Annotated in this window: 11 protein-coding genes, 1 tRNA gene, 1 pseudogene and 2 other annotated features; of the genes and pseudogenes, 3 read left to right on the forward strand and 10 right to left on the reverse strand. The window is 45.3% G+C overall.

All coding sequences use genetic code 11. The features are described 5' to 3' along the window. Positions 1 to 298 precede the first annotated feature (298 nt). The 3 genes and pseudogenes from dacB to GNE05_RS09810 all read right to left on the reverse strand — a co-directional run bounded on the left by dacB (position 299) and on the right by GNE05_RS09810 (position 4,264). A complete protein-coding gene (dacB, locus tag GNE05_RS09800) occupies positions 299 to 1,774 on the reverse strand; it encodes a D-alanyl-D-alanine carboxypeptidase/D-alanyl-D-alanine endopeptidase (protein ID WP_160182716.1) in 1,476 nt (491 codons plus the stop codon). Positions 1,775 to 1,792: 18 nt separating this feature from the next. Then, positions 1,793 to 2,761 (reverse strand): aldose 1-epimerase, encoded by a 969-nt coding sequence (locus tag GNE05_RS09805; RefSeq protein WP_160182717.1) that lies wholly within the window; start codon positions 2,759 to 2,761, stop codon positions 1,793 to 1,795. Positions 2,762 to 2,876: 115 nt separating this feature from the next. Further along, positions 2,877 to 4,264 (reverse strand): annotated as a pseudogene (locus tag GNE05_RS09810) (MATE family efflux transporter). Positions 4,265 to 4,492: 228 nt separating this feature from the next. Here GNE05_RS09810 and GNE05_RS09815 point away from each other — a divergent pair. After that, positions 4,493 to 5,035, forward strand: a complete 543-nt coding sequence (locus GNE05_RS09815; RefSeq protein WP_014418077.1) for an IseA DL-endopeptidase inhibitor family protein — start codon at positions 4,493 to 4,495, stop codon at positions 5,033 to 5,035. 145 nt (positions 5,036 to 5,180) lie between these two features. Here the strand turns inward: GNE05_RS09815 and GNE05_RS09820 are convergent. The 3 genes from GNE05_RS09820 to GNE05_RS09830 form a co-directional block, all read right to left on the reverse strand. Then, positions 5,181 to 5,253, reverse strand: a tRNA-Arg gene (locus tag GNE05_RS09820). Between the two features lie 42 nt (positions 5,254 to 5,295). Then, positions 5,296 to 5,841, reverse strand: a complete 546-nt coding sequence (locus GNE05_RS09825; protein WP_003153850.1) for a site-specific integrase — start codon at positions 5,839 to 5,841, stop codon at positions 5,296 to 5,298. A 314-nt stretch (positions 5,842 to 6,155) separates the two neighbouring features. Next, complete coding sequence (locus GNE05_RS09830; protein WP_003153848.1) at positions 6,156 to 6,386, reverse strand: excisionase family DNA-binding protein; 231 nt, start codon at positions 6,384 to 6,386, stop codon at positions 6,156 to 6,158. A 243-nt stretch (positions 6,387 to 6,629) separates the two neighbouring features. On the opposite strand from GNE05_RS09830, the gene ggt reads away from it, so the two are divergent. Further along, positions 6,630 to 8,405: a gamma-glutamyltransferase gene (gene ggt / locus GNE05_RS09835; RefSeq protein ID WP_014418078.1), complete on the forward strand. Its 1,776-nt coding sequence runs from the start codon at positions 6,630 to 6,632 to the stop codon at positions 8,403 to 8,405. 46 nt (positions 8,406 to 8,451) lie between these two features. On the opposite strand, the gene GNE05_RS09840 is transcribed toward ggt, so the two are convergent. From GNE05_RS09840 to GNE05_RS09855, 4 genes are all read right to left on the reverse strand, one after another. Beyond that, a complete protein-coding gene (locus GNE05_RS09840) occupies positions 8,452 to 9,627 on the reverse strand; it encodes an MFS transporter (RefSeq protein WP_007407356.1) in 1,176 nt (391 codons plus the stop codon). Between the two features lie 143 nt (positions 9,628 to 9,770). Then, complete coding sequence (locus tag GNE05_RS09845) at positions 9,771 to 10,073, reverse strand: ArsR/SmtB family transcription factor (protein WP_007407355.1); 303 nt, start codon at positions 10,071 to 10,073, stop codon at positions 9,771 to 9,773. Between the two features lie 31 nt (positions 10,074 to 10,104). After that, entirely contained in the window at positions 10,105 to 12,039 is a 1,935-nt protein-coding gene (thrS, locus tag GNE05_RS09850; RefSeq protein WP_160182718.1) for a threonine--tRNA ligase, read from the reverse strand. A gap of 52 nt (positions 12,040 to 12,091) precedes the next feature. Further along, positions 12,092 to 12,317: a binding site (T-box leader), on the reverse strand. Positions 12,318 to 12,350: 33 nt separating this feature from the next. Further along, positions 12,351 to 12,575 (reverse strand) — a binding site (T-box leader). A 107-nt stretch (positions 12,576 to 12,682) separates the two neighbouring features. Continuing rightward, on the reverse strand, positions 12,683 to 13,549 hold the full coding sequence (locus tag GNE05_RS09855; protein ID WP_021494168.1) for a LysR family transcriptional regulator: 867 nt from the start codon (positions 13,547 to 13,549) through the stop codon (positions 12,683 to 12,685). A 118-nt stretch (positions 13,550 to 13,667) separates the two neighbouring features. On the opposite strand from GNE05_RS09855, the gene GNE05_RS09860 reads away from it, so the two are divergent. Continuing rightward, a complete protein-coding gene (locus GNE05_RS09860) occupies positions 13,668 to 14,648 on the forward strand; it encodes a zinc-binding dehydrogenase (RefSeq protein ID WP_160183202.1) in 981 nt (326 codons plus the stop codon). Positions 14,649 to 14,667 lie beyond the last annotated feature (19 nt).

Genomic DNA, 14,667 nt, shown 5'->3' on the forward strand with positions numbered 1-14,667 from the left:
TCTTCATTTCTATAATCTTTATACCATGTAAAACGGTATGTATGCACACTACAAACTGGTTCTTAAACACTATAATAAGGAATAAAATGTATAATTAATTGCACTTTTAAAAAGGTTTTGCCTCCTTAAAAGAAGTTTTACGTTAAAAAATGAAAAATCGGTGAACAAGTAAGAAAGTATCATGTAAAAAAAAGGAAGGATATTGCCGATATTACTTTTTGAAAAGATTGATTCATAATCGCAATATAATGTTTTACAGACATCAAAAAAGCCGAATCCTCTAAGGATTCGGCCCTTCTTATTGATTTGCCAGCACGACTGCGATTTTGTCTTCAATGTCTTTTCCGTCATCTTCGTCAAGCAGCCCGTTTTGAAGCACGGAAAAAATAAGCGTATCTCCTGTTTTTGTGTCTGCATAGCCGGCAATCGAACTGACTGATGTTAGTGACCCGGTTTTCGCTTTAATTTTGCCCTCCGCCGGGGTGCCCTTCAGCCGGTTCCGAAGGGTTCCTCCCGTCATTCTGTCACTTGCGCCGGCGACAGGGAGCGAACGAAGGAAAGCCGGGTACCACTTTTCTTTCTGAACCGCATACAAAAGATCTCCGATTTGGCCGGCGGATACGCCGTTAATATGAGAAACGCCGGATCCGTCTCTTGCAATCAATTCATCCGGATTCAGCCCGAACGATTTGAGCTCTGATTTCATCACGTCCAAGCCCTTTTCCCAGCTGCCCTCCCCTTTTTTCACTTTTCCCATTTCCTTGATCAGAATTTCGGCGTGCCCGTTGTTGCTCAGTTTCATAAACGGGATCAATAATTCTGAAAGAGGCATGGATGTCCGTGATGTGACAAGCTGGGTGCGGTGCGGCATTCGCCCTGTTCTGATTTCCCCTTTTACAGTTATACCCTGTTTAGTAAGCGCTTGTTTCCATAAATCTAAAGCATAGGACGACGGATCCCACACTGCCGCCCATTCTCTTGCCTGTGCCGAGCCGGCAGGTATGTTTCCCTTTATCGTAATCACATTGCCACCGTGCTCCCGTTCAACCGTCAAATCTTTCTTTTCATCAGAAGCGACGGTTTTCACTTCATTTTTCACACGAACGACGTCCGTATGGGGAGAAATCGAAATGTGCGGCTTTTTACCGGGCTGTTTCGCCGGGCTGATTTCCGCAATCACCGTTCCGGTATCATAATCCTCATTTGGTGAAGCGGTAAGAGCTGATACTTGCGCGCCATAATATTGGCCTTCATCGCTCCACGGAAGATCAACTGAATACCTGGTATCGTCATACCACGAATCATCTCCGACCAGGTCTCCTTTAATGACCCGGATGCCTCTGGCTTTGACCTGTTTAGCCATCTTCTCAAAATCAGAAGCCAATAGGGTCGGATCACCTTTTCCCCTGAGATAAAGGTTTCCGCGCAGCTGTTTTCCTTTTACGGCGCCGTCTGCCCGTACTTCTGTCTTAAAGGTGTAATCTTCTCCGAGAACGGAAAGCGCTGCAGATGCCGTCAGCAGCTTCATCAGTGATGCAGGCCTCAGCCGCATATCTTCCCGGCTGCCGAACAGCACCTCCCCTGTTTTTGCTGACCGGACACTGACGCCCGCTGAAGCTCCCTTTAAAGCAGGTTCTTCACCCAGAATGTGTTCCAGCTCTTTTTGCAAAGTATTTTTTTGTTCAGCCGCCTTAGCCGCATCATCAATATAAGGAACTGCGGCAATGATCAAAAGCAGAATCACCGCGCTCAAGCGTTTCACATATGTTTTCAATGTTATCCCGCCTCTTTCCTATTCTTCGTCATGCAAAATGGTGATCCTGGATGACACAGCCGCTTCTTCGCCCGGTTTCAGAATCTGAAGCCCTGTCAGTGATGCAGGCTGATTCAGATTAAATGCATCTGTAACGGAAGTATAAGGCTCAAGACTGACAAACCCCTGCTTTCCGTCACCGTTATACACCACCCAATGCTTGAAAGACGTGTCTGCCTGATACAAAACGGATAATTTCTCATCCGGATGATAAATAACAGCTTCATTATTGCCGCCATTCCGTCCGGAAGAAAGAAAAACATCGTCAAACTGTTTATTTTTCAAAGACATCCCATGACGGAACGCTTCTTTATCAGGAATATCCAATAAACGGCCCGTCGGCACGAAACGTTCATTTAATTCCCACATGCGGTCAGCCGTCAAAAAAAGACGTGATCGCTTTTCATTGAAAACAAATGTGGAATGATAGCCGAGCCCCCAAGGAAAAGCCTCCGTTCCCTTGTTGATAATCAGCGCCCGCTGCGTAAACACATTGTCTTTTAATGTATAGGTCATCCGGACAACGACATCGTGCGGAAATTGTTTATGAACACGGGGAATCTTTGAAAGATCAATTTCTGTTTCGACTGTCATTCCATCCCCCTCTTCTTTCGCTGCCGCCGCTTTCCAATGCTGATTGTGAAGAAAGCCGTGAATATGATTATGTTTATCCTCTTCGTTTATCTCAAATTGATACGCACGGCCGTCAAAACGAAACGTCCCGTCCGTAATCCGGTTCGGCGGGAATAAAACGGGAATGCCGTACAGCATCGGTTTTGCGCGGAATTGCTCCGCAGTTTCCGGTTCTCTCAGAAGCCGCATACCGGTTCTTTTATCCCGAAGCGATATGACATTTGATCCCCACTCCGGCACAATGATGCATTCAGCCTGATCAGTCTCCGCTTTTATGGCTGAAACCCCTAAATAAGTCGTATGTTCAATCGTCATAAGCACCTGCCCTTTCCTTGTTTTCTAGCATGTATAGGAATTCCATTTTCTAAACTCATTTTCCTTCTCTAAAAAAAACATCGCCCGTATGAACTGAGCGATGTGCGGTAAAACCTTATTGAATCAGCCGGGTGATCTGTTTTTTCTTCCATACAAACCGGTAATATCCGTATTGCAGCAGCAGGCTGACGACAAAAGCCGCCGGATAACCGACCCAAATGCCGAGAATGCCGAGATTCGTATAATGAGAAAGAATAAAGGCCACAGGCACTTCAATTCCCCAAATCGCAAAAATGCTGATAATCGTCGGCCATAACACCGTACCGCTCGCCCGCATCGTCGCTGAAACGATTTGAGCATGCCCGAAAATCAAATAGCTCCAAAGGGTAATCATAATCAGATTGCGGGCAATGTGGAGCGTGTCCTGATCTGTTAAAAACAAAGCAAGTATCTGCCGGGAGAAGGTATAAATCAGCACAATCAAAACCCCGCCGATCAAATAATTCAGGCCGATGCCGACTTTGATGACCTGTTTCAGCCGGCCGAATTGATTGGCGCCAATGGATTGGGCGGCAAAAATGGAAACGGCGATACCGAGGCTTACCGCCGGCATCTGCACATAACTCGCCACTTGGTTGACGACCCCGTAAGCAGCCGTCGCGTTTGATCCGTAATGATTGACAAATGAAATGACCGCAATTTCAGAAAGTGACACGAGAATCATATTGATGCTCGACGGAATACCGAGACGGAGTAAAAGCGCGAGCAGCTTTTTGTCCATTTTAAGAGAACGGAGCGCAGTCCGATCAAATGCCAATGGATGTTTCCTTTTCCGCAAATAAACCATGAGTACGATAAATGTCACGATGTTTGAAATCACGGTTGCATACGCCGAACCGTAAATGCCGAACTTCGGAAGTCCGAAAAGCCCGAGAATCAATAAGGGCAAAAGCCCGATGTTTATACTGTACTGACGATTAACGTATAAAACGGAGTCTTTGAATCTCCCGTTCCGCGTAAAAATGTCGTATACGCAAAATATAAAAACATCAGCGGCATTGCGCAAAACAAAATGCGCGCATATCGGACACTGACATCTATTACGTTTTCCGGCGTTCCCATCAGCCGCAGAATATCAAGCGTAAACACACTGCCGACAACTGCCAGAACAACACCGAGCATAAAGGTAAAAGTCAGTGTAGTGCCGACAATCGCCTTCATCCTCTCTTCGTTTTTCGCGCCGTAAGCCTGCCCGATCAGAATGGAACTTCCCGAACCGATTCCGATCGTAAAGGAGATCAGCAGAAAAAACAGCGGAAAAAAAGACGATACGGCGGCAAGCGCATCGACTCCGAGCCACCTTCCGACAAATACCATTCCGACCAATTGGCCGACAGATTGCAATACATTGCTTAAAAGCAGCGGCACTAAAAACAGTGACATCGATCGCCAGACTGACTGGCCGCGGCCTTCCGCTGTTTCTAAATGATCTTGTACTTCCATATGTAGGACTCCTTTTTTGATTTTCTTCCATTTTATTATTCAGCAGACAGCTTGTAAAAACCTTTTGTTCAATGAAACTCTTTATCTTTTTCTCACGTCTTACATGGAAATAAACCATAAAAATAAAAAGTCCGGAAAATATTTCTGAAAAGGTATTGTAATCTTACCGTAATTATTGTAACATTTGTAACATAAGAGAAAGAGATTGATTGAAGGAGAGATTATATCATGAAAAAATGGCTATTATTCCTCACTACTATTACATTGATTCTGTCATTGGGCACTGCGGCGACTGCAAAAAATGCACCTAATGACCTTACACAAAAACAAGCACTTCAGCTGGCCCTGTCAGCGAGAGAACATTTCTGGAATACAATGAGCGGCGGTGCGCTTAAATCAAACGCAAATTGCACATCTGAACCGTTTGAATATCAAAATCTGCAATATGTATTTATGTGCAAAGACCTCGGAACAAAAGCGAAAGCCGTAAAATATCTGACACCCGCTTTTACAAAGCAAGCGATTGACAAAGGGCTCAAAGATTACCACTTCACTGTAAAAGACGGCAAATTGGCTGTTCCGGTCGGCGACGGAGATAACCTCCTGAATTGGAAAAAAGCAAAAATGACCCTTCTTTCTAAAAAAGGAAGCGTTCAAACATACCGCTTCACTGTACCGACTCTTGACGGTTCTCCATCAGCAAAACGCGATGTAACATTCGTAAAAGAAAACAACGTTTGGAAAGTCAATCAATTTGATGCTGTCATATAAGAAAAAGCCCGCTTGCTTACAGCGGGCTTTTTTCACATCATTTCCACCAGGTTTTCACAAAATATTCAACTCAAAACCCCCTTGTATAACAAGGGGGTTTTTGTTTTACCGACATTATTAAGCTGCGCCTATCTCATACAAAAAACGCTCTAGGAGAGATTCGAACTCCCGACCTGCAGTTTAGGAAACTGCTGCACTATCCGCTGTGCTACTAGAGCCTGCTTCTATTATAGTAACGCTGGCGGCCGTTTTTTTCAAGCCTACAGTCCTCCGAACACTTTATAGGCGGCTCTCGTCGTATCTTCATCTATTCCGATATAGCGCATCGTAATAGACGGAGAAGAATGATTCAAAATCCTCTGCAGTTCAGCAATGTCTTTTGTCCTCTGATAAAAATGATACCCGAACGTCTTTCTAAGCGTGTGCGTTCCGATTTCCTCCAACCCGCAAGCGGCAGCCGCTTCCTTTAATATTCTGTATGCCTGAATCCGGGATATGGGCTTATTCGTCCGTTTCGATTTAAACAAATAGTCATCCTCTTTCATGTCTTTTGTATAAGCGTATATGTCGGCCTTTAAAGACTCCAGTATCAGAATTTTTCTTTTCTTTCTCGTTTTGCTTTCGGTTGCCCACACATGGTCTTTGTTCCTGACATCCCTCACGCGAAGCGGCAGAACATCTGAAATCCGCAGTGCGCTGTTCATGCCGAAAATAAATAAAAAATAATCACGATCACTTTTCTTCATTAAATACTGTTTGACTTCCTGGATCTTCTCCAAACTTCGGATCGGCTGTACGATATGCATCAAAAAACCCCTTATAATTGGTAAAGTAACATATTGAGCATTATGTTACTATTATAGCCGAAACCCGTTGAATGATAAAGGATAAACGGTCTTATGTAACATAATATACATAGTGTTACATAAGGTGAATCAGATAAGCAGTTTCAACGAATTCCTCAAAAACATCATTTTCAGCCCGTTGACAAGCTTTTAAACAAATAGAGACTCAAGGTATTAAAAAATGAAAAAAAGGCCTTAAAATGAAATCTGAGCATCCGTTTTTTTGTGAGCAACCGAAAAAAATGAAAAAAAAAGACACAATATGAAATTGTGTCCTAATCTTCATCTTTTACATCAATGTCTTCAGGAAGCGGCTCATTTAAAAACTCTTGAATCATTTCCTTATATTTTTCCAGCTGTTCGAGATGGGTTTGAAATTGTTCCTTGTTGATTAAATATTGCTGTCCGTCATGGACGGCTCTTATTTTATTCGTCAAAACAAGATTGTGCACATATTCTTCAGGAAGACTGGTAAACTCAGCTGTCTCTTTGATCGTTAAATACATGGCTCACGTTCCTTTCATATGTCATGTGAGTGAATTCTGTTTTGTTTATTGTAGCTTATTTTTTGTCTTTATGCTTGTTTCACAGCTTTTTCAGTCCGGTTTCCCATTTAGCCTATTTGCGACTGATTACATTCACACAGAAACCCCAACTTTTTGCACACCGGACTATTCCGTTTGTCACTTGTGAAAACAGCACATTTTACTTACTCTATAATTGTAAGCGGAAAACAAAGGAGGCAGACTATGAAAAAGAAAAAGTTTATGAATCTCTGTTTTATCGTTCTGCTCAGTACTTTGCTCGCGGCCGGAAGCATCCCTTATCACGCTCAGGCTAAGAAACACCCGTTTTCCTATGACGACTACAAACAGGTAGATGTCGGCAAAGACGGCATGGTTGCCACCGCCCATCCTCTCGCTTCACAAATCGGTGCCGACGTGCTGAAAAAAGGCGGCAATGCAATTGACGCCGCGGTTGCCATTCAATTCGCATTAAACGTAACTGAACCTATGATGTCAGGAATCGGCGGCGGCGGATTTATGATGGTTTATGATGCGAAGACGAAAGACACCACCATTATCGACAGCAGGGAACGCGCACCGGCAGGCGCAACACCGGATATGTTCCTTGACGAAAACGGCAAAGCCATTCCTTTCTCCGAACGCGTTACGAAAGGGACTGCAGTCGGTGTTCCGGGAACATTAAAAGGACTTGAAAAAGCGCTAGACAAATGGGGCACACGCTCCATGAAACAACTCATCACCCCTTCCATTAAACTTGCCTCAAAAGGCTTTCCGATCGATTCGGTTTTAGCTGATGCCATCTCAGATTATAAAGACAAATTATCACACACTGCTGCAAAAGACGTGTTTCTTCCGGACGGAGAACCTCTGAAAGAAGGAGACACACTCATCCAAAAAGACTTAGCCAAAACATTTACAGCTATTAAGTACAAAGGCACAAAAGCATTCTATGACGGTGCATTCTCCAAAAAGCTTGCAGAAACAGTGCAGGAATTCGGCGGCTCAATGACAGAAAAAGACATTAAAAACTTCAATGTGACGATTGACGAACCGATCTGGGGAGATTACCAGGGCTATCATATCGCAACTGCTCCTCCTCCAAGCTCGGGCGGTGTTTTCCTGTTGCAAATGCTGAACCTCCTGGATGATTTTAAGCTTTCTCAATATGATATCCGTTCTTGGCAAAAATATCAGCTTCTCGCAGAAACGATGCATTTGGCTTATGCTGACCGCGCCGCATTTGCCGGGGACCCAGAATTCGTCAACGTCCCTCTCAAAGGTCTCTTGAATCCAGATTATATCAATGCCCGCAGACAGCTGATAGATATTGATAAAGTCAATAAAAAACCGAAAGCCGGCGATCCTTGGGCCTATCAGGAAGGTTCTGCAAACTATAAACAAGTGGAGCAGCCGACTGACAAACAGGAAGGTCAAACGACTCACTTCACGGTAACCGACCGCTTCGGCAATGTCGTATCTTATACGACAACAATTGAACAGCTGTTCGGTTCCGGCATTATGGTTCCCGGATACGGCGTTGTGCTGAATAATGAGTTAACAGACTTCGATGCGGTGCCTGGCGGCGCAAATGAAGTGCAGCCGAATAAACGTCCGCTCAGCAGCATGACTCCGACTATTTTATTCAAAAATAACGAACCTGTCCTGACTGTCGGCTCCCCCGGCGGAGCAACGATTATTTCTTCCGTCCTGCAAACGATCCTGAACAAAGTTGAGTACGGCATGGATCTGAAAGCGGCAGTCGAAGAGCCGAGAATTTACACAAACAGCATGACATCCTATCGATATGAAAAAGGAGTGCCGGAAGAAGCCCGCACAAAACTGAACGAAATGGGGCATAAATTCGGCAGCAGCCCGGTTGATATCGGTAATGTGCAAAGCATCCTGATCGACCGTGAAAACGGCACCTTCACCGGAGTCGCCGACTCAAGCCGAAACGGAGCCGCAATCGGCGTAAACTTGAAAAATTATAAAAAATAACAAGACAAAAAGCCTCGTTTCTCAAGCTGAGAAATGAGGCTTTTGTTTATTCTGCACTGTATTCAGATGAGGTTTTTTCAGACGTTAATGATGCAAGCGAAAGCACGCCGCACATCGCGATGACAACACCCGCTGATCCGATCCATGTCACTGACGCAAGAGACAGATGAGTGACAACAATGCCCCCGATGCCCGCCCCGGCTGCCATAGCCAGCTGCATCACAGACTGGTTGAGGCCAAGTAATACACCCGATGATTCAGGCTCCATCGTTGCCAAATGATACTGCTGAGCAGGCCCAGATGACCAGGCGGCGAAGGACCAAAAAATAAGCACTGCCGCCGCTCCGAAAGCAGAATGTGTGACAAACGGCAATAACATGAGCATGATAGCATGAAGCGCCATTCCGCCGGTTAATGTCATACGCGCCCCCCATTTGTCTGCGCTGAAACCGCCTGCTTTAGAACCGGCAAGACTTGCAACACCGAAAATAAGCAGCAATGTACTCAGTATTCCGCTGCCGATATGAGTGACGTTCAGTAAATACGGAGAAAGGTACGTATACGCAACCGAATAGCCTCCGAGCCAAAAAAACGTAATGGCCAGCCCGACAGCCACCTTTCGTTTCTTCAAAAGAGAAAATTGCTGAATGAGCGGCACCGGTTTATCTCCTTTTATCTCAGGCAGCGCGAAACGTATAATAAGCATGGCAATGATTCCGATTGCCGCAATTCCGGCGAAAACCACCTTCCAGCCGAAAGCTTCAGACACGGTTCTTCCGATCGGAACACCGATAATGAGCGCCGCCGTAAACCCCATAATGACGGTTGCGAGAGAACTTGCCTGTTTTCCCGGGGGAGCGATTTTTGCTGCGATCGTAAGCGCGGTGACCACCACAGTTCCTGCTCCAAGCGCCATGATCACCCGTGCTCCCGCAAATAAGCCGAATCCCTGCACAAGGAAAGAAATGATATTCCCGATAACAAACAGCCCCAGAGCATAGATCATGAGCTTCCTTCTGTCCAGTTTTGCTGTAAGGGCCATCATGACAGGCGTTCCGATTGCATAAACAAGTGAAAAAATCGTAATCAGCTGCCCTGCCGCTGCCACAGTAACTCCCAAGGAACCTGCAATTTTATCAAGCATCCCGGATATCACATATTCAGACGTCCCCACTAAAAAACTGATAATTGCCAAAATGTAAATCTTCCAGGTATTTTGCACCTGACACACTCCTTCATTGATGATTTATATAAAGTTATATTGTGATATATCGATATAAAGAGTTGAACAAACAGAAACAAATCGCAATATGTCGATGTGTAGTCGGAAAAAGAAACTGAATCCCTCTTCTAAAGGATTCAGCCCTACATTTCGCGCTGAAAATAATCGGCCATCGCCTTTATCGCTTCTTCATCTCTTTTATAATAGGTGTATTTGCCAATCCGTTTTGTTTGGATAAGGCCCGCCCGCTGAAGAATGGAAAGATATTGAGACGCCGTTGACTGTGTCATCTGAAGCTTATCGGTGATCTGGCTGACACACACTCCGATCTCATTCATATCAATGCCATCATGCGGGGCGAAGTGACGGTCCGGCTCTTTCAGCCATTGCAAAATCTCAAGCCGTGACTCATTAGACAACGCTTTAAAAACATCAATAGGTTTCATACGCTTTATTATATCGTGATTTTACGATATGTCAATGTTGTTTTTCTTCAATCTCTATTTTTTGTTTTGCCTCTCTTATGATCCGGGACATAAAATCACTCACATTCTCTTCAAATGTGTCTTCCCGCCCGTATTGCCGTACATGTACAGATTGATGGCGGCACTCTTGATCCCCCACAACCGCAATATACGGTATTTTTTTCATTTGTGCTTCTCTGATTTTATAGCCGAGTTTTTCATCGCGCTGATCGAGCTCAGCCCGGATACCCGCTTTCTTCATTTGCAAGTGCACCTGTTCTGCGCAGTCCCGGTGTGCGGTGTTTGATACTGGGATGATTTTTGCCTGTACCGGTGCAAGCCATAAAGGGAACGCTCCCCCGAAATGTTCTGTAATGATTCCGAGAAATCTGTCGAGAGATCCGAATACCGCCCGGTGGATGACAACAGGACGGACTTTTTGGTTTTTTTCATCAATATATGTTAAATCAAATTTCTCCGGCATTTGAAAATCCAGTTGGACAGTGGCACATTGATGGCTCCGGTTCAGCGCATCTTTTATATGAATATCAATTTTCGGTCCGTAAAATGCGCCATCTCCCCGATTAAACCGAAAACGATATCCCTGTTCTTTTAATACTTTTTCTAATGCGCTCTCAGCCCTGTTCCACAAGCGTTCGCTTCCCATGTAATCTTCCGGTCTTGTTGACAGCTCAATATCATAGGAAAAACCAAATGCGGTGTACACCTCGTGAATCAGCTGCAGCGCCGAAGCGATTTCACTCTCGATCTGATCCTGCGTTACAAAAATGTGTGCGTCATCCTGGCAAAAAGATCTGACGCGGAGCAGGCCATTAAGCGCCCCGCTGAATTCGTGACGGTGCACCTGACCGAACTCAGCCATCCGAATCGGAAGATCACGATAAGAACGAAGCTTTTCTTTAAATATGAGCATGTGGCCGGGGCAGTTCATCGGCTTTAACGCGAAGCGCTGATGATCGGCTTCTGAGAAATACATATTCTCTTTATAATGATCCCAGTGGCCGGATTGCTCCCAAAGACGCTGGTTCATCATCATAGGGGTACGCACTTCCTGATAATGATAGGCATCCTGCTTTGAACGCAGAAATGATTCAAGCGTGTTTCGGATAAACTGACCGTTCGGCAGATAAAAAGGCATACCCGGCGCCTCTTCCGAAAACATAAAAAGTTGTAACTCCGCTCCCAATTTCCGATGATTTCTCATCTCCGCCTCTTTCAACAGCTGAAAATGTCTGTTCAGCTCCTTTTCTGAGGAAAATGCTTTCCCATAGATGCGCTGGAGCATTTTTTGGTTGCTGTCGCCGCGCCAATAAGCCCCTGATACATGAGTGAGCGAAAAAGCTTTTATCTGTCCGGCAGACGCCAAGTGCGGACCCCGGCATAAATCAATGAATTCGCTCTGGCGGTATATACTGATTGTATCAGTCTGCGGAATACCCGCTAAGAGCTCAAGCTTCAGCGGTTCATGAGCAAACAGCTGCTCTGCCTCTTCTCTGGGGATTTCTTCTCTGATAATTTCCGGATTTTCCGAAATGATTCGGTTCATCTCTTTTTCAATGACGGCCAGGTCTTTTTCACTAATCGTTTCATCCATATCAAAGTCATAATAAAAGCCATTGTCAATAACGGGTCCGATCCCTAAACAAACCTTCGGATACAGACGTTTTACCGCTTGCGCCAATACGTGTGCTGCTGTGTGTCTCATCACTTCCAGTCCTGCTTCAGACTGAAAACTGCACAGTTCAATCGCCGCATCCTTATGAATGCTTCTTCTAAGGTCATATAACGATCCGTTTACCTTTCCGGCGGCAGACGCCTTTTTCAGACTCGGACTGATTGATTGAGCGATCTCTTCTAACGTAACGCCTTTCCGGTATTTTTTTTGTTTTCCATCAGGAAAAGTAATCACAATGTGTGGCTTCTTCACGGTCTGATCTCTCCTTTATTTTTAATAAAATAAAAAACACACTCATCCCAAAGAAAGGGACGAGTGTGTGTCAGACCCGCGGTTCCACCCAAATTCCCGCCACTTTAAGTGACGGCTCATTTTTGCCGTAACGCGGCTATACGGTATCGGCTGCTTTCGTTCACCGATACAGCTCAAAAGGCGGTAAGCTCATTCTTCGTGCCGGGAAGGTCTCAGCCGCGCCTCCCCTCTCTGTATGGCCGGTTAAAATGTCTCATGTCCTTTATCATTGCCATTTTTCTTATATAAACATAAAAACACACTCATCCCAAAAAAGGGACGAGTGTGTGTCAGACCCGCGGTTCCACCCAAATTCCCGCCACTTCAAGTGACGGCTCATTTTTGCCGTAACGCGGCTATACGGTATCGGCTGCTTTCGTTCACCGATACAGCTCAAAAGGCGGTAAGCTCATTCTTCGTGCCGGGAAGGTCTCAGCCGCGCCCTCCCTCTCTGTATGGCCGGTTAAAATGTCTCATGTCCTTATCATTGCAGATACTTTATCCGAAAAACTTTCTTTTATTATACATAAATTTTCCGAAAAAGAAAGTTTTTTTAAGAAAAACCAGAACGAAAAAAATTGGCGTACACAGCTGTCCTGTTTTCTCATCTTCCGTTCGGTAATGCTTTTAATCCATTCAGCAGTTCTTCAAACGCCGATGTCAAAAATAAATCACTCCGGTAGATGAATGATATATTCATATTCCGAAAATGTTCAGGGAGCTCATGAAGAAAAAGATTTTTCCTGTTTTGAAAATAACGGACGGCTGATGCAGGCAGAAAGGAAACCCCCATCCCCGCCTGCACCGCCCCAATAATGGCTTCCAACGTACCGAATTCAATGATTTTATATGCGGGCACTGCCTCTTCTTTCAGTATGTTTTTTATTTTGCGGCGGTGCGAACAGCCCGCGGCAAAATACAGAATCGGATCTCGAAACAAGTCTTGCAAACTGCCTTCCCGCTTATTTGAGACCAAGACCAATTCTTCTTGAAATACAGCGACTTGCTCAAGATCTTCGTATTCGACCGGTCCATAAACAAAAGCGCCGTCCAGCTCATAGTGTAAGACGCGCTGCACTAAGGTATGTGTATCACCGGTTGACAGAGACAGCTGTACTTTCGGGTAGCGGCTGCAATACTCTGTGAAAAATTGAGGGAGATGGACGGCTGCCGCCGTTTCAAGAGAACCGATTCGAAGCGGGCCGTTCGGATCGCCTGCCTCTTGCGCCGTTTTTTGCGCCTCATGCAGCAATTGAAGGATTCTGTCTGCGTCTTTCAATAAGTTTTCACCTGCGGGCGTCAGCGTCATCCCCCGATTTGTGCGGTAAAAAAGCTGTGTTTGTAATAGCCGTTCCAGCTGCTGAATCCGGTTTGTCACATTTGATTGAACATAATGCAGGCTTTCTGCCGCCTTAGAAATACTTCCTTTGCGGGCGACAGCCTGAAAAATCTTTAAGTCTCCGCTTTCCATGTAAGGACACCTTCTTGCTATGATTTTTATTGATAGCCGGCTATCAATTTTCATTTATTTACTGCAGCTGATACAGCCTGTAAAATCTTTCTCATCAATTATAAAGGAGAGAAGAATGATGAATGCCCTTATCATACACGAAAATGGCTTTGATTTCAGGCAGGCACCTGACAAACGGCCGGGAAACGGCGAAGTAAAAATAAAGCTGAAAACAGCCGGATTAAACCATCGCGATTTGTTTTTAATGAAAAACCACAAAACCGGAAACCATGAATTTACTCTCGGTTCAGACGGCGCGGGAATCGTAACCGAAATAGGACACGGCGTCCGGTCTCATTTACTGCATGCAGAAGTCATCATCAACCCGGTGCTGAATTGGAAGACTGTTGAGGACGTACCAGCCGTCCCTGATATTTTAGGTAGTCCGAGCGACGGAACATTTTCACCTTATGTCATCGTTCCTGAGGAAAATGCCGTTTTAAAACCCGAACACCTGACTTGGGAGGAAGCGGGCGTTCTGCCGTTATCAGCATTAACCGCTTATCGCGCCTTATTTACAAAAGGACAATTAAAAAAAGGCGAACACCTTATCCTTCCGGGCATCGGAAGCGGCGTGGCAACATATGCCTTATTAATGGCAAAAGCTATCGGAGCGACAGTCAGCGTCACTTCCCGCAGCGAAAACAAAAAACAAACCGCACTGTCATACGGTGCAGACCGGGCGATTGACAGCTACGGTGACTGGAATGAGGCGCTGAATGGCGAAAAAGCAGATATCATACTTGACGGTGTAGGCCCCGCCTTGTTTCAACACTATCTTGACATTATGAAACCGAATGGCCGGATCGTAACATTCGGCGCCAGTTCAGGCGATCAGCTCGGATTTCCTATTCGCTCGCTGTTTTTTCCGCAGATTCATATTCTCGGTACATCAATGGGAAGCAATGAGGAATTCGCGGATATGCTGGAATTGGTAAACCGCTGCGGCATCCGTCCCATTATCGACCGCATGTACCCTCTCAGTGAAGCAGCAGCCGCTTTTAACAGAATGCGGGAAGGACGGCAGTTCGGCAATATCGGCTTTCGCTTGGATGTCTAAAAAAGAGGAGCGGACCCGT

Origin of the sequence: Bacillus sp. AM1(2019) (assembly GCF_009906915.1) — a bacterium.
GTDB lineage: Bacteria > Bacillota > Bacilli > Bacillales > Bacillaceae > Bacillus > Bacillus velezensis.